The 24,427-nt window shown below is 40.7% G+C and carries 23 protein-coding genes, 1 pseudogene and 1 riboswitch; of the genes and pseudogenes, 12 read left to right on the top strand and 12 right to left on the bottom strand.

The window, feature by feature from the left end; all coding sequences use genetic code 11:
- Positions 1–85: 85 nt before the first annotated feature.
- Positions 86–391, bottom strand: a riboswitch (cyclic di-AMP (ydaO/yuaA leader).
- A 290-nt stretch (positions 392–681) separates the two neighbouring features.
- Positions 682–1,917 carry a sensor histidine kinase gene (locus V7K67_RS26765; protein WP_335169116.1) on the top strand — a complete coding sequence of 412 codons (1,236 nt, stop codon included), beginning with the start codon at positions 682–684 and terminating at the stop codon, positions 1,915–1,917.
- Positions 1,918–2,081: 164 nt separating this feature from the next.
- Here V7K67_RS26765 and V7K67_RS26770 read toward each other — a convergent pair whose 3' ends face one another.
- Complete coding sequence (locus V7K67_RS26770; protein WP_335169118.1) at positions 2,082–3,392, bottom strand: aminopeptidase P N-terminal domain-containing protein; 1,311 nt, start codon at positions 3,390–3,392, stop codon at positions 2,082–2,084.
- A 649-nt stretch (positions 3,393–4,041) separates the two neighbouring features.
- Here V7K67_RS26770 and V7K67_RS26775 point away from each other — a divergent pair.
- Positions 4,042–5,283, top strand: a complete 1,242-nt coding sequence (locus V7K67_RS26775) for an FG-GAP repeat domain-containing protein (protein ID WP_334733419.1) — start codon at positions 4,042–4,044, stop codon at positions 5,281–5,283.
- A gap of 120 nt (positions 5,284–5,403) precedes the next feature.
- Here V7K67_RS26775 and V7K67_RS26780 read toward each other — a convergent pair whose 3' ends face one another.
- The 9 genes from V7K67_RS26780 to V7K67_RS26815 form a co-directional block, all read right to left on the bottom strand.
- Complete coding sequence (locus V7K67_RS26780) at positions 5,404–6,171, bottom strand: MBL fold metallo-hydrolase (RefSeq protein ID WP_334733418.1); 768 nt, start codon at positions 6,169–6,171, stop codon at positions 5,404–5,406.
- A 15-nt stretch (positions 6,172–6,186) separates the two neighbouring features.
- Positions 6,187–6,774, bottom strand: coding sequence for an anthranilate synthase component II (locus V7K67_RS26785; RefSeq protein ID WP_334733417.1), 588 nt, complete (start codon positions 6,772–6,774; stop codon positions 6,187–6,189).
- Positions 6,775–7,056: 282 nt separating this feature from the next.
- Positions 7,057–7,512, bottom strand: coding sequence for a diacylglycerol kinase family protein (locus V7K67_RS26790; protein ID WP_334706415.1), 456 nt, complete (start codon positions 7,510–7,512; stop codon positions 7,057–7,059).
- Between the two features lie 152 nt (positions 7,513–7,664).
- Positions 7,665–8,192 (bottom strand): rRNA maturation RNase YbeY, encoded by a 528-nt coding sequence (gene ybeY, locus V7K67_RS26795; RefSeq protein WP_179068961.1) that lies wholly within the window; start codon positions 8,190–8,192, stop codon positions 7,665–7,667.
- 39 nt (positions 8,193–8,231) lie between these two features.
- Entirely contained in the window at positions 8,232–8,387 is a 156-nt protein-coding gene (locus V7K67_RS26800) for a DUF3285 domain-containing protein (RefSeq protein WP_104904774.1), read from the bottom strand.
- 237 nt (positions 8,388–8,624) lie between these two features.
- Positions 8,625–9,747 (bottom strand): peptide chain release factor 2 gene (prfB, locus tag V7K67_RS26805; RefSeq protein WP_334733416.1). Its coding sequence is split into 2 segments (ribosomal slippage): positions 8,625–9,674 and positions 9,676–9,747, totalling 1,122 coding nucleotides; the frame shifts between segments, so codons are not numbered across the junction.
- A 178-nt stretch (positions 9,748–9,925) separates the two neighbouring features.
- Complete coding sequence (locus V7K67_RS34590; RefSeq protein WP_442943936.1) at positions 9,926–10,462, bottom strand: peptide chain release factor-like protein; 537 nt, start codon at positions 10,460–10,462, stop codon at positions 9,926–9,928.
- The gene (locus V7K67_RS34595) at positions 10,455–10,913 is read right to left on the bottom strand and encodes a PCRF domain-containing protein (protein ID WP_442943937.1); all 459 of its coding nucleotides are present in this window, start codon (positions 10,911–10,913) and stop codon (positions 10,455–10,457) included. The genes V7K67_RS34590 and V7K67_RS34595 overlap by 8 nt, the downstream gene beginning before the upstream one ends.
- 192 nt (positions 10,914–11,105) lie before the next feature.
- A complete protein-coding gene (locus V7K67_RS26815) occupies positions 11,106–11,834 on the bottom strand; it encodes a Bax inhibitor-1/YccA family protein (RefSeq protein ID WP_334706413.1) in 729 nt (242 codons plus the stop codon).
- Positions 11,835–12,462: 628 nt separating this feature from the next.
- Between V7K67_RS26815 and V7K67_RS26820 the strand changes: the two genes are divergently transcribed.
- Together V7K67_RS26820 and V7K67_RS26825 are read left to right on the top strand one after the other, a co-directional pair.
- Positions 12,463–13,248 (top strand): RNA polymerase sigma factor SigF, encoded by a 786-nt coding sequence (locus V7K67_RS26820; protein ID WP_229498888.1) that lies wholly within the window; start codon positions 12,463–12,465, stop codon positions 13,246–13,248.
- Positions 13,249–13,296: 48 nt separating this feature from the next.
- Positions 13,297–13,695, top strand: a pseudogene (locus V7K67_RS26825) (four helix bundle protein).
- Between the two features lie 48 nt (positions 13,696–13,743).
- Here V7K67_RS26825 and bchD read toward each other — a convergent pair.
- Positions 13,744–15,771 carry a magnesium chelatase ATPase subunit D gene (bchD, locus tag V7K67_RS26830; protein WP_335169121.1) on the bottom strand — a complete coding sequence of 676 codons (2,028 nt, stop codon included), beginning with the start codon at positions 15,769–15,771 and terminating at the stop codon, positions 13,744–13,746.
- A gap of 114 nt (positions 15,772–15,885) precedes the next feature.
- On the opposite strand from bchD, the gene V7K67_RS26835 reads away from it, so the two are divergent.
- From V7K67_RS26835 to V7K67_RS26860, 6 genes are all read left to right on the top strand, one after another.
- Entirely contained in the window at positions 15,886–16,467 is a 582-nt protein-coding gene (locus V7K67_RS26835; RefSeq protein WP_334733414.1) for a Uma2 family endonuclease, read from the top strand.
- 298 nt (positions 16,468–16,765) lie between these two features.
- Entirely contained in the window at positions 16,766–16,969 is a 204-nt protein-coding gene (locus tag V7K67_RS26840) for a hypothetical protein (RefSeq protein WP_334733413.1), read from the top strand.
- Positions 16,963–17,373, top strand: coding sequence for a hypothetical protein (locus V7K67_RS26845; RefSeq protein ID WP_334733412.1), 411 nt, complete (start codon positions 16,963–16,965; stop codon positions 17,371–17,373). Before V7K67_RS26840 ends, V7K67_RS26845 begins: the two co-directional genes overlap by 7 nt.
- Positions 17,374–18,252: 879 nt before the next feature.
- Positions 18,253–18,939 carry a ribonuclease III gene (gene rnc, locus V7K67_RS26850; protein ID WP_334733458.1) on the top strand — a complete coding sequence of 229 codons (687 nt, stop codon included), beginning with the start codon at positions 18,253–18,255 and terminating at the stop codon, positions 18,937–18,939.
- A gap of 552 nt (positions 18,940–19,491) precedes the next feature.
- Positions 19,492–19,644, top strand: a complete 153-nt coding sequence (locus tag V7K67_RS26855) for a hypothetical protein (RefSeq protein ID WP_334711513.1) — start codon at positions 19,492–19,494, stop codon at positions 19,642–19,644.
- Between the two features lie 345 nt (positions 19,645–19,989).
- On the top strand, positions 19,990–20,313 hold the full coding sequence (locus tag V7K67_RS26860) for a hypothetical protein (RefSeq protein WP_179067797.1): 324 nt from the start codon (positions 19,990–19,992) through the stop codon (positions 20,311–20,313).
- A gap of 541 nt (positions 20,314–20,854) precedes the next feature.
- Here V7K67_RS26860 and V7K67_RS26865 read toward each other — a convergent pair.
- On the bottom strand, positions 20,855–21,571 hold the full coding sequence (locus V7K67_RS26865; RefSeq protein ID WP_334733411.1) for a biliverdin-producing heme oxygenase: 717 nt from the start codon (positions 21,569–21,571) through the stop codon (positions 20,855–20,857).
- A 590-nt stretch (positions 21,572–22,161) separates the two neighbouring features.
- Between V7K67_RS26865 and V7K67_RS26870 the strand changes: the two genes are divergently transcribed.
- Together V7K67_RS26870 and V7K67_RS26875 are read left to right on the top strand one after the other, a co-directional pair.
- Entirely contained in the window at positions 22,162–22,986 is an 825-nt protein-coding gene (locus V7K67_RS26870) for a PIG-L deacetylase family protein (RefSeq protein WP_335169124.1), read from the top strand.
- Between the two features lie 280 nt (positions 22,987–23,266).
- Positions 23,267–24,136 carry a hypothetical protein gene (locus V7K67_RS26875; RefSeq protein WP_334711510.1) on the top strand — a complete coding sequence of 290 codons (870 nt, stop codon included), beginning with the start codon at positions 23,267–23,269 and terminating at the stop codon, positions 24,134–24,136.
- Positions 24,137–24,427 lie beyond the last annotated feature (291 nt).

Consider the following 24,427-nt stretch of genomic DNA (forward strand, 5'->3'; position numbering starts at 1 on the left):
CAGATTTAAGTGCAGGTACAAAAAATTTGAGCAGTACCAGCCTTGGACACCGATGAGATCGGAACATTATAAAAATGCCGTCTCTTCAGTCTCCTCTCAATGCCTACGAAGTTAGCTGACGGGCTAGGGCTGAGAGATGCCCTTCTGAAGAAAGTTATGAGTCATGAGTTATGAGTTATAAGTTATGAGTTATAAGTTATGAGTTATGAGTTATGAGTTATGAGTTATGAGTTAATTATTTAGTAAAATAACTTCTAACTCCTCACTCCTCACTTTCAACTCCTCACTTCTAACTCTCAACTCCTCACTTTCTTTGAGATACGCCCCACAATTTGGTTCCTCCGCTCCAACGTCACGCACTGTGATCCGCTGGATTAGGCTGACTTACTCTAAATTAAATACAAACTTATGTACAGTATAACATTGATATACATAATATAACATCAATGCTTCCGTAAAAGTATCTGTCTTATGCTCAATCTTGTTTATTTTGTTACATAAATCAAGCGCATACCCTGACTTTTCGGTAATCAAGCATAATCTAACCAACGAAAGAATGTGTAAAATCTATTTCTTTTGGTAGGTGAGACATATCACTATTTTTGTTAAAACACCACTCTAGTCGCTAAACTATTTGGATATGGAACTTCACTCATCTATCTCCTAGCTGAATTTAACATAATGGATTTTAGTCAATTACTGGCTGAAAAAACCGACATCATCCTTGATAAATGGATTTTAGCTGTTCGCAAGGATAGACGGATTGAAAGTGCTGATGACTTATCTTATACAGCGGTAAAGGATCACATTCCTGATGTTTTGAAAGCGATGGTGACAGTGCTTTCAAAATCTCAGGATAATGATATTCAGTCAATGGTTAATGCCAGTTTTCAGCATGGAGCTATTCGAGCCGAACAAGGCTTTGATCCAGCAGAAATTGCCAGAGAATATCATCTGCTGCGGACAGTAATATTTGATGCTCTACAAGCAGATTTATTAGAGGGAACACCTGTAGAGATAATTCGTTCCATGCGTTTGATTGATGCGATTGTAGATGAAGCGATCGCTCGGTGTTTCAAGAGTTATGTTGAGGAACGCTTACGAGAATTAAAGCAGTTGCAGTTATCACTAACGCTTCATAATGAGGAACTGACGCGGTTAATTAGTGCCAATCAAGAGTATCTCTCCCAACTCGCCCATGAATTGAAACACCCTTTAACTTCCATTATTGGTTATTCTGATCTGTTTTTACGCCAACAACGACGAAAGACTGAGATAAAAGACAACTATACCAATTTAGAACATATTGAGCGGGTACTACGCAATGGTAGACAGTTACTCCACTTGATCAATGATGTACTAGAACTTTCACGCTATGAAGCAGGGCAGATAAAAATCCAATTAGCGCCTACCGATGTGTGTGAATTAATCGATAATGTGTGTGAAATGTTGGAACCTTTAGCTGCGGGGAAAAATTTACAAATCGTAGTAGATTGCGATGGCTTGTCTGCGACACGCTACGCCAACGCCAACGCCAAAGGCGAACGCACTCCCGAAAAACCATTAACAGATTCTTTTCAGTTGCAACAAATTGTCACAAATCTTATTAGTAATGCGATTCGTTATACCGAGTCGGGGACTATTATTATTATGTGTCAGGTGTTAGAGAATCAGAGATGGGCGATCGCTGTTTCTGACACTGGAGTTGGCATTGCCCCCGAAGACCAAGCCCAAATATTTGAACCCTATTTTCGCGTGAGTTCTAGCGATCGTCCCTATCTTCCTGATAGTACAGGATTGGGATTAGCGATCGTCTCGCGGTTGGTGAAATTATTGCGGGGTGAAATTAACCTAGTGGCACAGATAGGCGTTGGTTCTACTTTCACCGCGATTTTTCCCCTAGAAGTAGAATTTTAAAAGCGATTGGAAATCGCGGCTACACAAGCAAAGTCCACCTTCGTGGACTAAGAATAAGAGAAAATCAAGGGTTTGCTAACCTGCGGAGGCAGGTTTTGTCTGTGTAGCCGCGATTTCTAATCGCCGGGGTTTTTCTTAGGGATGGTGTATAGCATCCCTATGTTTTATCTTTCTATTTCATCTACTGCTTTAGGAACCCCCGCAGTTAACACCTCATATCCATCAGATGTAACTAACACATCATCCTCAATCCGAATGCCAATGCCAACCCATCGAAGATCGGTCTCTGGTTGGTCTTCTGCTAGCTTGGTATCTGGCACAATATAAATTCCCGGTTCTACCGTCAAAATTTGACCTGGTTGCAAAATCTGCGGTTTGTCTTCACCATGTTGGTAAACTCCCACATCATGGACATCCAAACCTAACCAATGACTGGTACGGTGCATATAATATGGCTTATATTTCTCTTCTTCAATTAACTTATCAATTTCACCTTTGAGAATTCCAAGTTCAACTAAACCTTCCGTGAGGACGCGAACTGCTGTATCGTGAACTAATTTGAAGGGATTACCTGGTTTAATTTGAGCGATCGCTTGTTTTTGTGCCTCCAAAACAATCTCATACAGCGTCTTTTGTTCTGGCGTAAATTTACCACCCACAGGAAATGTTCGGGTAATATCTGAGTTGTAATAACCGTAAGCACAACCAGCATCAATTAGCAATAATTCTCCATCATGCATTTGACGATTATTCTCAATATAGTGCAGTACGCAAGCATTCACACCAGAAGCCACAATGGAAGGATAAGCCGGCCCTAAGCCACCCCGTACTCGAAAGATGCGTTCCATCTCCGCTTGGATTTCGTACTCATAACGTCCAGGTGCGGCGATTTCTTGGGCGTAATTGTGTGCCTCTGTAGCGATCGCTGCTGCTTGACGCATCAATTCCACCTCAGTTTCGCTTTTGATCAATCTCATACTGTTGAGGACAGGGCCAGTATCTTCAATAGCGATTGGTCCAGTACCGCGCTTAGGATAAGTCCGCAGTAAACTTTGGTAATGTCTGATGATTTGATCATTAAAATTGCGATCGCGTCCTAAGTGATAATAAATCCGGCTAGCTTTTTCTAAATACTGCGGCAACTTTTCATCTAACTCGCTAATGGGATACGCTTCATCAGCATCATAAATTTCCTTGGCTGCATCTACCCCACAAAGATAACCAGTCCATACTTCCTTTTCGCGATCCTTCGGTTGGACAAACAGCACAAACCGATGTTCTGTATGATGCGGCGCTAACACTGCTACTGCTTGTGGTTCATTAAAACCAGTCAAGTAGAAAAAATCACTGTCTTGGCGATAAACATACTCGACATCGTTGTGCATCACTGCCATTGGCGCACTGCGAAAAATGGCTGTACCATCACCAATTTTTGCCATTAACTGCTCGCGACGCCGCCGATATTCTGCTTGCATAGCTGATGTTTTTAGGAAAATATTGTATTATTTTACACTTTTAACAACTGATAGATGCACAGTTCAGCCTCTTAATAGTTGCTAATCTAAGTTATTCTAACCAATATTTGTTTCCACTCAAGCCAACCCCTTCTCTTCTCCTGTCGGAGACGCTAACGCGAACGAGACGCTATGCGAACGGGGAATTAATGCAGATTCCGTCAATACTTGAGAAATTGTCAAGAAAATAAAGGCAATGTTATACAAATTAATTAGGATTAATGTAGCGATCGTTTCTTAGCACATTTTTAATTTTGTAAAAAATACAGCTAGCCTGCTTTTTTTTAGATAACTGATTATCTTTTAAAAGATACAAGTATAATCTTACCCAACATTCAAATGTCAAAACAGATAGATAAAATAAGCAACTTTTATCTATAAATAATCATATACATAACGGACAAAATATATTTTGCAATTGCTTGTATAGATCTTGAAAAGCTTATCGTAATCGTTTAAAACAAATAAATATTTATCTTCAAATAATGACATTCATAAAGAAAAAATAGTTATAAAGAAATATTGAAACCCTGGTAAATGTTATTTCGTTACAGAAAGAGATGATTACAAAAAGTTAAAAGAATATAACAACCAATCATAAAAATACACCATGTCTGTAACTACAAATTCCTCACCCTTATCTTTGAATACACCTCAATGGGCATCAGATTCTTTTAGCAAATCACTAATATTGACAAATTCTCTTAGTAGTTTAGATACTAATTTGGGGCTTGGGAGTAGTAGTTCCTCACTATCACTACAAAGTGAACCGATGACTGCGCCTGTTAAAACGTCACCAAATCCCAATCCTAATCCTTATATAACTAGTGCGGCGATTACTCCTGACTTTAACGGTGATGGTAAAACAGACAAAGTTTGGGTCGATTCTACAACTGGTGAGATTATCATTCGGTTAATGGATGGATCAAAAGTTTTGGAACAGGGTTCTCTAGGTAAATTCGACCTAACTGCCTATACTTATAAAATTGGTGACTTCAATGGTGATGGCAAAACCGACTTCTTATTACGCAATAAGACAACCGGTGCCAATAGCATCGTACTAATGGATGGCACAAAAGTTGCTAGTATGGCATCTTTAACCAGCGTTGACCCAGCTTGGACTCCTCAGATTGGGGATTTCAATGGCGATGGCAAGACCGATATCTTCTGGCATAATGCTACAACTGGTGAGAACGCTATTTGGGAGATGAATGGCACCACAGTTCTGAGTGCAACTGTTTTAGATAAAACAGACCCAGCGCTAACTCCTAGCATTGTTGATTTCGACGGCAATGGTAAGAGCGACATTTTCTGGCGCAATCCGACAACCGGTGCTGACACCGCTTGGTTTATGGATGGCACACAAAAGACTGAATTGGCGCTCCAATCACAGGATGCTGCCTGGACTCCTACCTTTGGTGATTTCAATGGCGACTATAAGACTGACATTCTGTGGAGAAACGCTCAAACAGGTCAGAACCAGATTTGGTTGATGAATGGTATCTTAGTCACGCAGGGTACTTTGGATACAGTTGACTCATCTTGGACTTCTCAAATTGGCGATTTCAACGGCGATGGCAAGACCGACATCTTCTGGCACAATAGCAAAACCGGCGAGAACACCGCTTGGTTGATGGATGGCACAACAGTTGCTACTCAAGCTTTCCTACCGACCACAAACACAGCTTTGACACCATCCCTTGGCGATTATAATGGCGATGGTAAGACCGACATCTACTGGCGCGATCAGACAGGAGGTGCAGACACCATTTGGACTATAGATGGGACAACAGCGACTCCAAATCCGATTAGCGATGCTGATAAACTTACCCCAGAATGGTACACGTTCTAAATTTAGGGGCATTGGGCATTGGGAAAGAGGAGGCAGGAGGCAGGAGGCAGGAGGCAGAAATAAATTCTTGAATTTTGAATTTTGAATTGATTTCTCCCTCATCCACTCATCCCGTACTTCTCAAAACTTGTAACTCAAAACCTGAATCACGGTACTTTCCGGCAAATCTTTAGGGCTAATGGAAATACTATCTCCATTGCTACGCCGCACTGTCGTACCTTTCATCAAGGTAAGAAAATCGTCGAGTGGCGAAATATCGCACTTAGCAGCATCAGCAGCTTGTGTCCGGTAATGGGTCGGAATCACCAATTTGGGATTTAACACTTCAACAGCCTGCTTTGCTTCCTCAGCATTGTAGGCTTTTGCGCTGCCTCCCACTGGAATAAATGCTACGTCAGGACGACCCATGAGTATTTTTTGCTCAATGGAAATGGGTGCAGCGGCTCCGCCTAAGTGTAGGATATTAACTCCACCTTGCTTCCAACTCCAAGCGGTATTTGAGCCAAACTGCCTACCACCTTTGCGATCGTGGTCTATAGCAATTCCTTGAAACTTAATACCTTTGAACTCGTAAACTCCTGGTTCGTAGATGAGTTTTGCATTTCCCGGTAGTATGTCCACAGCACCTTCATCTAGCAGTTGACTGCTAATCAGTACCAAATCTGCTGCAACTTTTGGTGGACGATACCCAGCAGTACAGCCGATTGTCCGAAATGGATTGACGAGAATTTTCGCACCACCACCAGTAAAAAGAAAGCAAGTATGACCCAACCACTGAACTGATAAACCGCTAGATTGTGCATCAGCTTGAGATTCAGAACCCAAGGTAGTAAGCAAAGCTGTTACCAACCCCGCCCCAGCATAGCCCATCAACTGTCGTCGTTTCATTAATTATGCTCTTGACTATAACTGTTCCAGAAAATTTCGCAATAACTGTTTTCCTGAAGATGTCAGGACACTCTCTGGGTGAAACTGGACGCCTTGAATATGAGGATAGTTCCGGTGTCGCACTCCCATAATGGTGTTATCTTCAACCCAAGCGGTGATTTCTAACACATCTGGGCAAGTCTCACGTTCTATCACCAAACTATGATATCTGGTGGCAGTTAGAGGATTTTCTAATCCCCGGAAAACCCCCACTCCAGTGTGAGACACCTGAGAGGTTTTGCCATGCATCAACTCTGGAGCCGGAATTATTTTACCACCGAACACTTGACCAATACTTTGATGTCCCAAACAGACACCCAAAATAGGTAACTCTTGTCCTAGCTGTTCAATCAATTCTAAAGAAATGCCAGCATCTTCCGGGCGACCAGGCCCAGGAGAAATAACTACGGCTTGCGGTTTTAATGCCCGAATTTCATCTATGGATATCTTATCGTTACGAAAAACTTTAATATCATCTGCCACTGGGAATTCTGCTGCCAATTCTCCCAAGTACTGTACTAAGTTATATGTAAAACTGTCGTAATTGTCGATAACTATAATCAAAGCTCATCACTCCTGGTTTTTACCACTTATCAGTTGCAAAAAGCATAGATAAGTATCTCATACTATTTGTTGGCTAGGTGTAAAAATAACGCTGACGTGGACGCGTAGGCATTAAGCGGCTACTTTATAAAGATTACCAAGTAAATCTTTAGTCAGGATGCTGGGCACGATCACAACATTTAAATTTTCAATATGTTCTCCAAAGAAGAGTAGACAGAGTGCGATCCTCTGACTGAGTAATTTGGCGATGCCTGGTTTGGGCTACACCTACGCAAATCAAGTCTACAAAGCCGATATAATTAACTTTACGAGAGGAGGGAGTAATAGGATGCTAGCTACTAGCATCGCTACCAAAGCAGAAACAAGCACTGCACCAGCTGCACAATCTTTAGCAATTTTTGCCAAATCATGGTATGTCTGCTTAACGGTTAAGTCCACAACGGACTCGATCGCTGTATTTAGTAACTCTAATGCCAAAACTAAACCACTCGTTATCCCAATTACCGCTATTTCTACCGCTTGCAGATGCAAAAATACGCTTAATGCGATCGCCATTGCACAAACACTGACGTGGATACGAAAATTACGTTGAGTCTGAAAACTATAGCTGATTCCAGCCCAGGCATATTTAAAACTAACAAATAAATTAGAAGCTACTTTCCAGGAGAATTCCCGTTCGTTAGACACCAGTGTTTGTAACGAGGTGGGCGTTGGTGATGAAGAAATTTTTTGGGACATAGACTTAAAAACACAAGAACAGAGTTGCTACAGTGGGAATATTCGCCGATCTTAATGGCGAAATTAACTTTGAGGCAATCTTTAAGCAATTTTGCACAAAAGTATTATAAAAGTATTACCCCAAATAAACATCAAGGGATACATAATTACTGCTATTCTATGTCAATAGCAATACCTATCCCCTTCAGCAATTTTACTTGCTGTTCTAACATTCGCTCCAAACTTTCTTCATCAGGATGATCCCAGCCTAATAAGTGCAATAAACCGTGAGCAGCTAACCAGGCTAGCTCGGTTGGTAAGCTATGTTCTTGTTGTTGAGCTTGCCGTTGTGCTGTATCTACAGATACGATAATATCACCTAAATATAATGGTACAGAGGCAAGCATTTCTTTGCTTTGAGGAAAATCCACCTCCAAAGCAGCAAATGCTAAAACATCTGTCGGTTTATTTTGCTGACGATACTGGGCATTCAGTTCTTGAATTTGCGAGTCATCTGTCAAACGCAGCCCGATTTCATAACTTGGTGCTGGCGGAATTTGAGGGTGAAGTATTTCTAACCAGTGATTAAACCAGTTTTCCCAAGTTTCAGGAGTAATTCGGGCATGAGTGTCCTCAATCTTTACAGATGTTGTCGGGGACAACTCATAAAAATACTCTTCTACATATAATTCAACTCTCAGGGGCATATAGCCTCCTTGTCTGAGGTTTACGGTTTGTTGTTAGTGAGTAAGATAAGCAAGACCAACAAGGAGAGCTAAAAGCCCTACGGCAGTCAACGCAAAATGCTTTAGGGAAGTTCCACCCTTCCGCACCATGTTTCGCATGGCGAGTTTTACGTAGCTAGGTTGAGGTTCTGTTGAAGGTGAGTTGCTCATAGTTATTTGTCTACAGACTCTTTTATAACTGTAACAGTTGGTCTGGACATAGAATTGCGATCGCCCATATATTGCTGCAATACGCTTGGGTTAAGAAATTTATCCGTTGAGGCAGGCAGGGGATGCAGGGGATGCAGGGGGGGAGAAAAAAGCTTATCTGAACCGTATTGCCATATGTTGCTAAGGCGTTTCTCAGTGAAACGCCTTAGTAATCGGGGTGTTATGCAATGAGCAATTCTATGCCTGAGTATTTTCTACGAGTTTATTTTCTTGGCGTAGATAAGCTTGGATGAATGTATCAAGTTCGCCATTCATCACATCACCAATCGCTGTTGTCTCCGTGCTTGTACGTAAATCTTTCACCATTTGGTAAGGATGAAACACATAGTTACGGATTTGGTTTCCCCAGGAGGCTTCTACCATATCGCCGCGAATTTCGGCAATTTCTTGGGCACGTTGCTCTTTAGCTATGACCAACAGCTTTGCTTTGAGACGATTTAGGGCTTTTTCTTTATTTTGCAGCTGCGATCGCTCTTCTGTACAGCGCACGGCAAGACCTGTGGGAAGGTGAACAATCCGCACCGCAGTTTCTACTTTGTTGACATTCTGTCCACCTTTACCGCCAGAGCGAGTTGTGGTGATATCCAAATCCTTATCTGGAATATCCAATTGCACAGAGTTATCAATCTGCGGCATTACTTCCACCCCTGCAAAACTGGTTTGTCGTTTACCATTAGCATTAAAAGGTGAAATCCGCACTAAGCGATGTGTACCCATTTCCGATCGCAAGTACCCATAAGCATAGCGACCAGTAATTTCTAGGGTTGCCGATTTAATTCCGGCTTCATCACCTTTCGACTCTTCAGCTAAAGTTACCTTATAGCCGTGAGCTTCGCCCCAACGGGTGTACATCCGCATTAGCATAAATGCCCAGTCTTGGGAGTCTGTGCCACCAGCACCAGCACTAATGGTCAGTACAGCACCTTCCGCATCATAGGGGCCAGAAAGTAACTGTTGTAACTCCCACTGATCCAGGTCACGATTCAGTTTAGTGATAGTAGATTCCGCTTCTTGGAGTAGTGCCTCATCGGTTTCTAACTCCAACAACTCAACAACTGCCCTAGTATCTTCCAGATTGGCGTGCCAGTGATCGTATTGCTGGAGGTGGGCTTTCAGGTCGTTAAGTTCTTGTAGCGTTTGTTGGGCCTGGGTTTGGTCATCCCAAAATTCTGGCTGTGCTGATGTTTTTTCGAGGTCTTGAATTTTGGCTGTCAGTGCAGGTACGTCAAAGATAGTCCTGGGTTTTACCCAGGCGGCTAGACAACGTTTCGATTTCGCGTTTGAGTTCTAGGACATCCATAAAATGCTTGCTGAATGATAGATAGAGCGCTTTGGATTGGAAAATTGCTCTTTATTCTACTAATGTTTCTTGATTTTAGCTGTAGTTGGGCAAATTCTTTCTGCACTAGTTACAAAAGTTACTTGAAATTATCAACCGCTTCTTTACTCACTAGACATCTCCAGAAATTAAATATGCGTTATCCAAAACCCTTGTAGAGACGTAGCAGTGCTACGTCTCTACATTCATTTTCGGAGATGTCTACTGAAGTAGTGTGATTTAGCTGTTGCAGACAGGCTTTGATAAACAAATCAATTTCACCGTCTAATACCTCTGTCGCAGCAGGTGTTTCTACTTCTACATTGGTACGTAAATCTTTCACCTTGATGTAAGGATGCAGGATATATTCACGGATGAGCTTGTTGGATAGAGATTTTATCAGCCGGGGTTGAATTTCGCCAACTTGCTGGACATTTTGGGCTAGTGCGTAGGCGTAGCCAGCCGTAGGCATCGCAAACAGTTTACTCTTGAGAATAGCTAAGGCTTTCTCTTTGTTTTGCATCTGGCTACGCTCTTGATTACAAAATACACTAATCCCAGTCGGAATGTGAAACAACCGCACCCATGTTTCTGCGCGGTTGACATTCCCCCGATGCCGGGGCAAAGTAATTTCCAAATCCTTCTCTGGAATCTCAAAATCAATAGACTCATCTAAAATCGGGCTGACTTCAATCACCTTCTGACTCTTGCACTAAATATACTTTATGGTTATGATTTACTGCCCAACGATGGTATAACCGCAATAGCATACCTCCCCAGTCTTGGGAATCTATACCTCCAACCTCAGCCGTAATTGCCAAGAATGCCCCCTTTTGGTCGCATGGGCTGGACAGTAATTGTTGTATTTCTACTATTTCGAGTTCTTGCTGGAGTTGGGTAAGGTTGGTTTGTGCCTCTTGCAGCAATTCCTCATCAGCAGATAATTCTAGTAGTTCTAGTGCAGCCTTGATATCTTCTAGAATGAAGTGCGATCGCTGATATTGTTTCTTTTTCGCGTTGAGGAATTCAATTTCTTGAAGTGTCTGATAGTAAATGACAGAATTCTGCCAGAAAGTAGGTTGAGAAATTGATTGATTCAAGTCTTCAATTTTTGCACTCAGTTCTGCTAGGTCAAAGACAGCCTTCAGCCTTGGTCAAGATATTAGACAACCTTTCTACTTCGCCTTTGATGTTTAAGAGTTTCAGCATGGTTTTACTCACTTGAGGCTGAACTTATCTACATATTCTACTATTAAAACGATGAAAAAACCGTGGTCGCTAAAAATTTAACCACGGTTTTTACTTTATAAAAGTTTACTTTTGTTAGCGCCTACAGACAATTAATCACGGCCATTAATGGCAATTAGCAACCGCAAGATAAAGACAAACAAGTTGATGTAAGTGAGGTACATCGACAAAGCAGCGGGCAGATATTGATCGTCGCTGTAAGTGCGGGGCAAGATGTAGAAATCAACTACAGAAACTCCAACAAACAAGAATACTCCTAAACCGGAGATGGCAATTTCTAACCAATTTGGCGTATAAACACCAAACATAGCAAAGCCGAATTGGGCAACGCACACAACTACCAAGGCAATGACACCAAGATTAATGGTTTTCGTCAAAGCCATGCCGTCTTGTTCAGAAAGATTTGAACCAATTTGACGGGCAGCTATAAAGGTGACACCACAACCAAGGGCAGCCAAACCAATGCCTTGAATGCCAACACCTTGGGATCTCAAAGCGACAAATATCAAGCCACTGAGAGTATATCCAGACAAGAGGCTGTAGGTTGCCAACAGGGGTAGTGCAAGCCCCTTATTACCTTTTTGGGCAACATTTTGGGCAACAAAGAACAAAATTAACTCCAAAATCACCGCACCAATGAAGGTGGGAAAGAATATTTCGGGGTTAGTACGGATAATTCCCAAACCACCGTAGGTTCCTAATGCCGTTAGCACCAATCCACCACCGACGTAGGGGAGGGCGTTGGCAATCACGTTTGGGCCAACAAGGGCGTGAGATTTAGCCTCACGGATAGCTTCACGAAAATTACTGGTATTGCTCATATTGAAAAACTGTTTTTTAGGAAAACGTTCTGCCTATTCTTATTCTTACCAATCTTTACGGTTAACGGCCAAGGATTTAATCGGGTTGCAAAATTTCCACATCAATATCGTCCATAGCTTGCAACCATCTCTGAACTGTTGCTTTCTCAGGGGTTGTATTCAGAGTTATTCACATTGAGTTTTGTTCCTCAATCCAACTGCCAATTTGGATTTTTGACCTTTCTTAATGACGGCGTGTACTAAGAGATAAAATTGCCCAGTCTCTTTTGCAATTAATTCAGTACCGAGCCACGTTGCTCTCAGTATGACAGATGGCTATTACAGCAGTTTTCAGGTAAATAGCTGTAAGTCAGTAAGACATTGTTCAGCAAGCCCTAGCTAGTTTTTGTTGCAAAAGCTAAAGATTATGTGCCCTTCAAGAGTTATGTAAAAAACAAAAATAACCTGTAACAGTGACAGCAACAAAATCATGCGTACAAATACTGAATTGTGGAGTTCGACCCCTCACAAGTTCAGTGGAACGACGATGGCTTATTCTGGCTTGACTAAGGAAAATAATGACAGCTTAGAAGAAAATATACGCAGCTCCATTTTCTCAGGAATAGGAGTTACAACAAAGGTAATGTATATGGCAACAAGTGAGTCCTCTTTACGAACTGATGGTATAGAATTATTACACTTGTACCACCAGAATCCTTCTATTAAACTTCGTAATAAACTTGTACAGTTACACACTGGCTTAGTGCGAAAGATGGCTCATAAATTCAGCCATCAATGTAATGAACCTTATGAAGATTTAGAACAAATTGGTTATTTTGGTTTAATTAGGGCAATTGAGCGCTTCGACCCTAGCCAAGGATATGCTTTTAGTTCCTTTGCAGTGCCATATATTCGCGGTGAAATGCTGCACTTTTTGCGCGATCGCAGTACTCTATTAAAAATTCCTCGTCGTTGGCAAGAATTGTACAATGAAGGACAAAAGATTCGCAAGGACTTGTCAATCTCTTTAGGTCGCCCGCCCAAGGATGCTGAAATTGCCAGTCAACTCCGGGTATCGGTACAAGAATGGCAAGAAACCAAGTTAGCGGCTCAAAACCGGATGCCTTTGAGTTTAGATGCAACCGCAGTTAACTATGTTGATTGTCAAATAACCTTGGGTGAGGCACTTCCTTGTCCTCGTTCTCATGTGCTTCTGCAACAAGAAGAAGAACGCCAACAACTCCAAGGCGCAATCAATATGTTGGAAGAAAAACCCCGTATGGCAGTTGAAATGGTATTCTTGAAGGAACTTTCTCGCAAGGATGCAGCTAAAAACATTGGTACTAGCCCAATGACAGTAACGCGCTATCTCCAAAAGGGAATTCAAGATTTGATTTGCTATTTGCAACCACAGGTAATGCCCACTGGCTCGTAGTCATTTGAGGGGGATGAGGGAGATGAGGGGGATGAGGAAGTAGGGGGGATGGGGGAGAACAGTACAAGAGTTATTAAAGATCACAAAGATTTAGAAGTTTATAAAATGGCTTTTGATTCAGCCATGATAATTTTTGAACTATCAAAAAAGTTTCCAGTAGAGGAACGTTATTCATTAACCGACCAGATTCGTCGTTCATCACGTTCAGTTTGTGCTAATTTTGCTGAGGGATAGCTCGGTAAAAGAAGATATCAAGCTGCTTTTGTGGCTAAGTTGAATGACTGTGAAGCAGAATCAGCGGAAACTCAAACCTGGATTGAGTTTGCTGTTAAGTGCAACTACATGAATATTGAAATAGGTCGGGAACTATATGGTACATACAACCAAGTTCTGAGTAGTCTAGTACATATAATTAACAAACCATCACCTTGGCTAATTAAGCATTAAACCCCCTCATCTCCCTCATCTCCCTCATCTCCCTCATCCCCACTCTACTCAACGAGATTTTAGATCAGCGATCGCACCTTTGGTCATAGCAGCAATAGCTTGGTCTGTCGCTTTCGGCAAATGATAATATTTACCGCCTGCTGTTTGCGATAATTCCTTAGCAAAACCCGTGGACACAAATTTACTTTCCGTATCAATTACTAATAATTGCATTCCCAAAGAACGGATTCTCGCAGCAATTTCTAATAATTCTCCTTTGATATCTGGCTTTTCTCCTGGTTCTAGCTGTTCACCCAAAGAACGCGCTAAGGGAATATTACCCCGTCCATCGGTGATTGCGACAAGGACAACTTGTCCAATATCTCCACTCATCTGAGCATTTAAGCCGACGCGCACAGCTTGAGTTAAACCATGTGCTAAGGGCGAACCCCCACCACAGGGCAACCTTTCCAAACGGTTACGCGCTAAGGCAATAGAACGTGTTGGAGGCAATAATACCTCTGCCTGTTCTCCCCGGAAGGGAATTAATGCTATTTGGTCACGGTTTTGATAAGCTTCTGTCAACAGTTGCATCACCGCACCTTTAGCCGATTGCATTCGATTCAGGGCCATTGAGCCAGAAGCATCTACCACAAATACTACCAACGCCCCGGCTTTGCGTACTAGGCGTTTCGAGCGAATATCAGGCTGTTCGACAATAACTTTTCTATCTGGGTGTCTTTCTCTTCGTGCTTTTTGATAAGGAGCCGCTGCTCTGAGGGTGGCATCTACTGCAATGCGCCGCGCTTTCCCCTTGGGCAACATTGGCTTAATGTAGCGTCCCCTGTCATCAGAAAAGATGACACTGCGACTACCAGATTTACCCTGCCGCTTCGCCATTTGAGTAAAGTAAAGCACGTTGTCATCAAGAATTACCCCTTCTGGATCAAAGATAAATTCTTCTGGGATGCTAGGGGGTTCTTGCTCTTGATTTTCTTCCTGTTCTTCTTGTTCTTCCTCTTCGGATTCGTCCTGGGGTTCTTCTTGATTCTGTTGTGGCGGTGGTGGGGGTGGTGGTGGTGCTTGTTCAGGTGGCGGTGTCTGCACAACTGTGGCACGTGGTACTATTACCAATTCCACCGCACGGCGCAAATCTTCGGCATTGACAGTTGTCCGTCCTTCTAAAGCCGCCGCCGCTTTGGCAACCCGTGTGGCAAATAACTCGGCGCGATGTCCCTGAACTCCGCCGCGAATAGCCTCATCCACTAAGTAAGCAATTTGTTCATGGGTGATGATGACTTCTTTCAACCATTCCCGCGCCAAAATGATTTGGGTTTTGAGGGAGTCTAAATCTTCGTTGTACTGCTTGAGGAAGTCTTGGGGAGATTTAGAATAGGCGATCGCAACTTCAACTGCTGCTACTCTTTGATCTAAGCCGAGTACACCGTCAGCAGAAAGTGCGATCGCAATTCTATCTAGCAAATGCTCCCGTAATCCGCCTTCTTCTGGATTGTAGGTGGCAATAAACAGGGATTTGCACGGATGCTGAAAACTAATCCCTTCCCGTTCGATCTGGTTGCGTCCGTCAGATAATACTGTTAAAAGCTGATTTGATATTTGGTCATCTAATAAATTTATTTCATCTACGTACAGTACACCCCGGTTTGCTGTAGCGAGTAAACCGGGCTGAAAAATAGTATCACCTTGTTTTACCGACTTTTCAACATCTACTGAACCTAATAGTCGGTCTTCTGTAATACCTAGAGGGATTTGCAAAAAAGGCGCAGGGATAATTTCGACGGGAACATCTTGAATGTCTTTGTCTGCGTACTCCGCCAAAAGTTGATCGTCCCATTCTTCTGGGTGGTTGGGGTCACAATTACTGATTGAGCCTTTGACAACTTCAATGGGCGGTAGTAGAGCGTGAATAGCACGAGCCATTACAGATTTTGCCGTACCGCGACGACCTGCGATCGCCACTCCTCCCAAACCAGGATCAACTGCGGCTAACAGTAAGGCTAATTTAATTGCTTCTTGACCGACTACGGCTGTCAAGGGAAAAGCAGTGATCGTGGGATTGATAGTAGGCGCAGGCATTGTTTGCTTTCATAGCGAGTCTCGGCCTTTAGCATACCAATTTCTGACACATTTAGAATATAAGTGCGATATCTAACGACAAGCCGCTACGCATTTCCCTTGGGAGGAGGATTTATGAGTATTGCCCAGGCTAAACGCTTCACACTAGCTGAATACCACAGGCTTATTGAATTGGGCTTTTTCCATGAAGATGACCATATTGAATTAATCAACGGGGAAATTATTGAAATGGCATCCAAAGGTACAGCCCATGAAACTTGTTTGCGAAACTTGTTGCGGGAGCTTCCAAAAATTGTAGGTGATCGGGCAACTTTGCAATCTCAAGCTCCGATTGCTTTGCCACCTAACAGCGAACCTGAACCAGATTTTGCTATTCTTCAAAACCGAGATGATAATTATCTGTCTGGTCATCCTCAACCTGCTGATGTGTTATTGGTAATGGAGGTTTCAGATTCTTCTTTGGCTTATGACCAAGTTGTGAAAATACCTCTTTATGCCAAAGCAGGTATTGCTGATTATTGGATATTCAATTTATTCGATAATTATTTGGAAGCTTACAGTGAAGTATATCAGAATAATCAAGGTAAACATGGTTATTTGAATAAACGAATTATTCTATCAAATCAAGTAATAAAATTTCCTTGCTTCCCTGATTTATCTCTTAATTTAGTGAGGGTATTTCCGTCAAAGTCATAAGAAGACGTTTGTAAAGTAAAGTATTGGGCGAATGGAATTCGCTACTACACAAACTCTCGTCCGCCTGCGCGGACTAACCAAAAACTAGGTCTTTCAAACCCACGTCCGTGGGTTTCGTCTGTATAGCCAAGTAAAGTATTGGGCGAATGGAATTCACTACTACACAAACGAAGTCCACCTCCGTGGACTAATACGAAATCAAGGTTTTTAACCCACGGAGGTGGGTTTTGTCTGTGTAGCCGCGACTTCTAGTCGCCGGGGCTTTTCAAACATATTCTAAGACCAAGGAGTAAGTTTTATGGCTTATAGTGATTTCAAACTTATTGAAGTTATTGATTCTTTTGGGTTAGCTATTCACGAATCATCTGGATTATTTGTGACTGTGAAGGAGCAAGAATGTAGTGATTTATTATCTACTATTCTTAGGGAAAATGTTGATTTAGCAGTAGCGATAAGTTCTGAGAAAGCTCGAAGAGAAATGATAATCAGTCCAACTTGTTAGAAATTAGACGCAAATTTAATTATGAAATAAGTTTGTTTTCTGGAGTTGATTTTACTGTTGATAGTCAGCGAGGATTAAACGGATTTTGTGATTTAATTTTGAGTCTTTCTTCGGAACAGTTGCTTGTACGTAGTTCGGTAGTTGTTTTAGTAGAAAGTAAAAATGAGAATTTGATATCTGGTTTAGCGCAATGTATTGCTGAAATGGTAGCTACTCAGTTATTTAACGAGAGGAGTGGAAATCAAATCAAAGCTATATATGGTGCTATTACTATCGGTACAATCTGGCAATTTATTAAGCTTGAAGGGAATATAGTTTCGATTGATTTGAGCGAATATTATATTCAGGATATTAAGAAAATTTTAGGTATTTTGTATGGTGCGATCGCGCAAAACAAGCCGTAAATTATTTATTAACTAAAATATTCTTAAAATATTTATTATTTTACAGTTAACCATATTAGGATATTGAAAGTAAATATGGTTATTTAAATAAGCGTATTGTGTTACCTAATCAAGTGATATTCTTGCCTTGTTTACTTAATTTATCTCTCAAATTAGGTAGAGATTTCCGCGAAAGTTGTGTCCCTAAAGCTGACAGGTATCCAGTCGTTAGGTTTACAGTTCTTTACAAAGGAGATGCTTGACACCCAGATTAAGCTCATGTTACATATATGACAACCGCAGCAAAATAACTGCACTCTAAAGCAAAACTTAACAAGTGCAAATATTGATTGTGGTCTAAGAACGTAAAATCCCTAGCTTACCGCTAAGTATCGCGTTATTCCTTCGGCTGAACATTCAGCCTGATTTTAGGTTAATTCATTGATTAGACTATCAGCGGGAAAACTAGATATTTGGGTGAATGTTCGGCGGAATGAATAACCCGATACTTAGCAGTAAGCCAGGGATTTTACCTTCTTAGACTAGAAATCAATTAAATTTGTAAATAGAGAGCCTAACTAGGGAGAAGGAAATACTTTTTTAGTGTAAATCTCTTTCAGAAAGCTAGGTTGCTATTAACAGATAATGACAAGAAATTTAAGAGTTTTAGCCAGTTTATTGATGTTGCTGTAAAGGATGGTAAAGTCCGAAAGCAAAATCAGGAGTTATTTTTAACTGAATTAGATATACTGGCTGCCTAAAATAGTTTTAAAAAACCCAGTTTTTTATTCAACTGGGTTTTCCCAAGACACCGCAATTTGCGGTTTTTTCATGTCTGAACAAAACAACACTTGTAAACTTTCCCAACAGTTAATTTCTGCAAAAAAACACAATATAAAAATGCACAAACTTCTAATATTCCATAATGAAAGACTTCTACGCCGTGCGCTTACCCACCGTTCTTACGTCCATGAAAACCCCGGAGAAGGGGAACATAATGAACGCCTAGAGTTTCTCGGTGATGCTTTGCTAAATTTCTTAAGCGGCGAATATCTCTATGGTCGTCACGCAGAAATGGGAGAAGATGAATTAACCCGGCGGCGTTCGGCCCTGGTAGATGAGAAGCAATTGGCAAAGTTCGCCCAGGAGGTAGGTTTAGACTTTAGGATGCGGTTAGGCAAAGGCGCAATTCGAGACGGAGGCTACCAAAATCCTAACTTGCTCAGTAGCACCTTTGAAGCAATTCTTGGTGCTTACTATTTGGATAATGATTCCAATATTGAAACAGTTCGTGCAATTATAGAACCGCTATTTGATTCTGTAGATCCTAAGAATATAGTTGTGTCTCGTTCTAATGTAGACTCAAAAAACCGCTTTCAAGAATGGGTGCAACGCAATGTTACTCCAAATCCCCCCAAATATTTCACAGACCAAATAGGAGGCCCTTCTCATGCGCCGGAATTCATAGCCAAAGTATTGGTAGATGAAAAAATTTACGGAGAAGGTAAGGGACGCAATAAAAAAGATGCAGAAAAAGCTGCTGCTGAAGATGCGCTAGCTAAGTTGAAAAAACAAGGTTTGTTGTAGAGATTCAAGTTCTTAGTTGTTTTTTCCTTAACAATACATTAGATTTTTTTGATTCCTTGTGTCAAGCCTGATTGAGATGCCAGGGCGGCCGCATCATGTCAATAAGTAAAGTATATTCTCAACAGAGTTAAAATTAATGTCATTAAGTCTTGCTTATTGCGAAAATTTTAGGCGATCGCTTTGGGGCTTAAAAAATAATCAAACGCGAAATCCTGATTTTTTCGTTGGTTTTTAACCTTCGTTGTCATCAAGAGTAATTTAGATGCGTTTGCCCTGATTGAGATGCCCTTATCCTGATGGACAAAGCCGTTAAGCAATAACTACTACTGCACACAAGTTAGCTGGGAGCATCCACTTTTGGAAGAAACACCGGGCGATTGGAAATCGCGGCTACACAAACTTTCGTCCGCCTGCGCGGACTCTCTGAAACCCGCGTAGGCGGGTTTTGTTTGTATAGCCCCAGACTTCTAGTCTGTTCGCGTAGCGTGCGCCTTAGCGCAGGGCGATCCGCCAAAACAGGATGCTCCCAGTTAGCTCGTTTTATTCTACCAAATGTGGACAGATGCTGGAGAATATTCTGATTCTGGTATGGACTACTATGAGCAAAAATACCAGGAACTGATTCTCAAAAACCTCCGGCAAAAAGCTCAGGCTCTTGGTTTGGAACTTATTCCTATTTCTTGCTCCACCGAATGTGTTTCTTGAAAAGTTTGTTTATTTGTTCACAATTCTTCATTTTTAGATTTCAATTTCAGGATATAAAGAGTTTTATTGAGCAGTAATACTCACTGACTTATTTACAATTCTTGACTTTCCATTTTTAAAGTAAAGTTTATTGTCTTTTAAATTCAACAGCCCCGATCAACTGTTAGTCTTTTAATTAATGAAAGCAAGGTTTGAGCGTAATTACATGTGTCTCAATTTGCTTAACAAAGCTTAAAAGTTCAATAATTAGCGTTGATTTTATAGCGATTAGTTAGTTCTTCAGGAATCTCTAAGAGTTTACATTCACCAAGTACACAACTTCCACAAACTGAACTCCCAAACCCGATGATGAATCATTACTCACTTCAATGGATTGAGGCATGGTGCCAAGAGAATGGCTGGACAGATTTGTTTGTCGAGCGACGTAATAACTTCTGGGCTTTCCCTCCGGGTGGGGTAATGCCGGAACCGATTCCAGTTCATGCTCTCAGATTGATTAAAGCCGAAAATGGACTGACTTTTGAAGAACGATTGTGGTCAATGTCCGCAGTAATCGGCACAATCTTAGCTGTTCTTTTCACCTTTTGGTTTCAGTCGCCGATGCCATTAGTTTTAGCTTTCGCTTTGAACGCCGTTACGGTGGCTCAATTTGAACTTGAAGATGCCTAAATTTTTATTTTGGGCTTTGCTATTAAAAACTGCTCTTGTCTACTTTCAGCAAGAGCAGTTTTTAATTTAATGATTTGAATAGCAAACGTCTAGAGCGCCGATCAAGTACAAGTAGTTGACGTAAAGCGCAGGATATGGGTGTTATGTTAATCGAACGTTTATCCCGCATTTCTCACTCTTCAGTAGGGGCGGGTTAACAGATATAATCCATCATTCATGAATGTCTCGCTTAACCCGCCCCTAAGACCTCTGCACTTCGGTTTGATAAATCTGGTGAGAAATCCTTATGCACTCAGTTTTAATGCGATCGCTAAAAACTAGACCTCAAAATTTAGCCATCAATAGGCGTTTTGACCATACACACGTAATGACGTTTTTGTCAACATATATTAGTTGACCGGCGCTCTAGTAGTCAGCCAACATAGCCACGATCGCTAACAAACAGCAGTAGGGGCAACATCTCCGCGATCGCCTGATTTTATTCAGGTGAACCCAAGGAGGTTGCCCCTAGATTTGAAAAATTTTACTTAATTAATAAAATTTACTCAGCAGTGACGAGTTCAGTACTACCGCGTGTACGACGCCGTGTGAGGCTGTTGAATAGCATTACACCGATCGCCTTAATTAAATTACCTTCCAACTCCTGGAACATCTTCATGTTCGTGCCAAAAGCGGCATTAGCTTCATCAACGATGCGATCGGTTGTAGCATCATCAAGGGGTAATTCATCCAAAATTTGCCGATATTTGGCTTTGAATGCCTTCTCGTCAGGAATCTCTGGAAACTCATAAAAAGCTGTTCCTTGCCCATCCGACAAATTCATCGCTGTTACAGCAATATTTTTGAGAATTTGTCCCCCGGATAAGTCACCCAAGTAACGAGTATATGAATGGGCGATTAATAGTTCTGGTTCGGTTTGAGATATTTCTCGGATGCGCTTTACATAAGCTTCACCTGCGGGAGATAGCTTGATTTGCTCTCTCCAGTTTGCACCAAAGTAATAATTCAGGTCTTGCTCTAGGGTATGCTTGCGGTTTAGCTGAGGAAAGTTAATTTTAGAAATTATTGGGTGCTGGTGGTGCTTTTCCATTTCCTCTTCCATCGCTGAGTAGACGAAGTAGAAGTTAGCAACTAGTTTCCGGTAAGAGTTTTTTTCCACTACTCCTTTTAAAAAGCACTTGACAAAACCTACATTCTCTGCCATCGTGTGGGCTTTCTTGGTGCCTACACGTAATTTGGTTGCTAAATTGCTGCTCATGCTAAATTTCTCAACTTTAAAAAGTTAACTGCCGGAGTTCCGATTTACTAACGGCTAAAAAAGCCATTAAAAAGTTACCTTAAAACTATTTGATGAGAATTTATATTAAAAATTTTTAAGCTAAGATGATTTTGTAGTTTTTTACACACTAACCAGCTAGGGAAAATGATTTTCGCTCGCTTTTTACATTTCCCCTCTTCCCCTTCTTCATAAAATATCTCTTAATTCTCGTATTAATTCTATCCAGATGAATGCTTAGAGAATAAATTAGCAAGTTTTTATACTTCAGTAGTTATCTCCAAGAAATCCACAAATCAATACCAAGTTAAGTATAGGCACTGAGGAATATACAATATGCAAGTGATATATTACAAATACATTAACTGAGGAAAAAACACATATTTTCATTGTTAATAATATATTTTACAGCAGTCTATAACGTCAGTAATGTATAAAACTTAAATTTCAACACCAGATATGTAAACTGATTTAATGGTGACAAATAGTACAGAGGCTATGCTGTTAGTACCCAATAAACTAAATTTCAATCTTTGAGATAGTTAATTCCAAGAAATTATTACATTAACAATATGGGAAATATTTTAAATCGTTTAAAGATTAGTCTGCACAACAAGCTATGGCTGTTTAACTACCGATTGCGAGAACTTCAGATCCGGCTACAGTTCTACTGGCTTTTGTATCAAGGTAGTCAACCGTTAGATATTAGCAACAAATCGCTGATTGTGTTTGCTCCTCACCAAGATGATGAAGCACTTGGCTGTGGTGGAATTATTGCACTGAAGCGAGAACAAGGTGTACCTATTAAGGTTGTTTTTGTCACGGATGGAGGGGGTTCCCATCAAGGTAATCCCAGAATTACCCGCTCCGAAATTATTCAAATTCGTAAACAAGAAGCACTGACAGCTTTGAATATTCTGGGTGTTGATTCCAAAGATATTCACTTTCTGAATAGATCTGATGGTTTACTACACAAGATGACAGAAGCCGAGCAGCAGCAAACTATTGAGGATATTGTGCAATTGTTGCATACATTTCAGCCCCAAGAAGTTTACGTAACTCACAAAAAAGATCGGAGTCAAGACCATGAGATTACTTATCAACTCGTTAAGACTGCGATTGTTAAAGCTGGGGTGAAAGTTGATTTATGGGAGTATGCCATCTGGTTGCTTTGGAAATCTTTACTATTTCAGGATCTCAAGTTTGACGAATTGGCAGGTGCTCATCGATTGGCTATTCATACAGTGCAATCCAAAAAGAATGAGGCAATCAAAACCTATCGTTCTCAATATTTACCTCTAGATGCCGAATCTAGTGCGGTACTACCTCCTGGTTTTCTCTGGCGGTTTTTCTTACCTCATGAGGTTTTTTTCAAATCAGAATTGCCAAAGCTATAGCTTTCTCCTTTGGAATTGGAAAAAACGAAATTGTGTTTAACTTTTTTGAATATTGAATAAGGTAGAAGAGACAATTACTTGAAGATTTTGAACAACTACTGGCTTGTTGATCAATAGATATTAGATTTAATTGGGTTTTTCGCCATTTATTCATTGACCAATTAAATTCAAAATCAATTGACGAATTCATGGCTTTCTCAATATAAATCAATAGCTTTTGCCAACAAAATATCTACTTTTACAGCCTCAATCTCTTTATTGTAAATTAACAGGAAAATAAATGATTCAATCAGAAAAAAACTTTTGCTTTTGTACTTTAGCATTAGGCAAAAAATATATAGCTCTTGCTTGCTTATTAGCAAAGGACATAGAAATACATTCTCCTAACACTTATTTGATTGTCTTAACTGATGATCCTGAAGAATTTAGCAGATATTCTCAAGTGTTAGCCTTTAAGCATCAACAGCAGGGTGTTAAGTGTTACCATGATAAAAGATTTGCAATTGCCAAATCTCTCTCACTCTTTAATTCATGTATATTCATCGACTCAGATATGCGAATCTTGGCATCAGTACCAGAAGATATGCAATGGCTGCTAACACCAGGAATTAGCGCCAGAGCTTGTATGGATATGCCCAAAAAATTTGCTAAAGTTCTTGCAGGAACTGCTAATAGTAAATTGGTGAGAGAATTTGCAGTTGTTCAAGATGCAACAAAAATGCTTAATTTGGAAGCAAGTTGGAAGGATATTAATTTCGTTCACGAGTACTTATTCTCAGTTACTAAAGATTCAGGCAAAGAAATTGAATTTTTGAATCAATGGGAGGTGCTTGCCAATTACTTTGAGCTAAACGGAATTTATGAAGGTGAAGGGAATGCAATAGGTTTAGCTGCTTATAAAGCTGGGCTGACAGTTAGATGGAGTGAGATGGAGGGCATTTCATTTTTCAATAATAAAATTGAGATAGTAAAAATTAACAAGGGTCAATCAAATAGGGATGAAATTTCTAAGTATTTTGAAGAACATGACAAGATTTTATACCCTAAGCGTTCTTTCCTGGGCAAAGCTATAGATAAACTTGGAAAAGCAATTACACATTTTTACAGAAAAATACGGTTCAAAATTGTTCGATCTTCTTTGTTAAACTAATATCTAAACACCGTTATTAAACTTGATTTTTCAAGTTTTTAAACAAAAAATCTAGTTTCTTGGCTTCACAATTGCAAGAAACTCATTTTTTTAACATCCTTTGATAGCATCCTAATGAACGCGATCGCTATCATATCGCCTAGCGTAAGATAGATAAATACGTAGACATTTAAATGCTAAATGACAGTTTCTCATAGATTAGATCAGAACTTCAAAGGGGACTTACCCTACGGGATGCTACGCGAAGATTTGTTTTAGCTAGAATCCCAGTCTTTCGGTTTTGTGGTGCAA

Origin of the sequence: Nostoc sp., from assembly GCF_036917155.1 — a bacterium.
Lineage (GTDB): Bacteria > Cyanobacteriota > Cyanobacteriia > Cyanobacteriales > Nostocaceae > Nostoc.

Bases quoted from the DNA above. Each gene is read 5' to 3' on its own strand.
- V7K67_RS26865 (WP_334733411.1), bottom strand. From the start codon at position 21,571: ATGAGCAGCAATTTAGCAACCAAATTACGTGTAGGCACCAAGAAAGCC.
- V7K67_RS26780 (WP_334733418.1), bottom strand. From the start codon at position 6,171: ATGAAACGACGACAGTTGATGGGCTATGCTGGGGCGGGGTTGGTAACA.
- V7K67_RS26765 (WP_335169116.1), top strand. From the start codon at position 682: ATGGATTTTAGTCAATTACTGGCTGAAAAAACCGACATCATCCTTGAT.
- V7K67_RS26770 (WP_335169118.1), bottom strand. From the start codon at position 3,392: ATGCAAGCAGAATATCGGCGGCGTCGCGAGCAGTTAATGGCAAAAATT.
- V7K67_RS26870 (WP_335169124.1), top strand. From the start codon at position 22,162: ATGGGAAATATTTTAAATCGTTTAAAGATTAGTCTGCACAACAAGCTA.
- bchD (WP_335169121.1), bottom strand. From the start codon at position 15,771: ATGCCTGCGCCTACTATCAATCCCACGATCACTGCTTTTCCCTTGACA.
- V7K67_RS26815 (WP_334706413.1), bottom strand. From the start codon at position 11,834: ATGAGCAATACCAGTAATTTTCGTGAAGCTATCCGTGAGGCTAAATCT.
- V7K67_RS26820 (WP_229498888.1), top strand. From the start codon at position 12,463: ATGGCAACAAGTGAGTCCTCTTTACGAACTGATGGTATAGAATTATTA.
- rnc (WP_334733458.1), top strand. From the start codon at position 18,253: ATGCACAAACTTCTAATATTCCATAATGAAAGACTTCTACGCCGTGCG.
- V7K67_RS26835 (WP_334733414.1), top strand. From the start codon at position 15,886: ATGAGTATTGCCCAGGCTAAACGCTTCACACTAGCTGAATACCACAGG.
- V7K67_RS26875 (WP_334711510.1), top strand. From the start codon at position 23,267: ATGATTCAATCAGAAAAAAACTTTTGCTTTTGTACTTTAGCATTAGGC.
- V7K67_RS26775 (WP_334733419.1), top strand. From the start codon at position 4,042: ATGTCTGTAACTACAAATTCCTCACCCTTATCTTTGAATACACCTCAA.
- V7K67_RS26790 (WP_334706415.1), bottom strand. From the start codon at position 7,512: ATGTCCCAAAAAATTTCTTCATCACCAACGCCCACCTCGTTACAAACA.
- V7K67_RS26800 (WP_104904774.1), bottom strand. From the start codon at position 8,387: ATGAGCAACTCACCTTCAACAGAACCTCAACCTAGCTACGTAAAACTC.
- V7K67_RS26860 (WP_179067797.1), top strand. From the start codon at position 19,990: ATGATGAATCATTACTCACTTCAATGGATTGAGGCATGGTGCCAAGAG.
- V7K67_RS26840 (WP_334733413.1), top strand. From the start codon at position 16,766: ATGGCTTATAGTGATTTCAAACTTATTGAAGTTATTGATTCTTTTGGG.
- V7K67_RS26855 (WP_334711513.1), top strand. From the start codon at position 19,492: ATGTGGACAGATGCTGGAGAATATTCTGATTCTGGTATGGACTACTAT.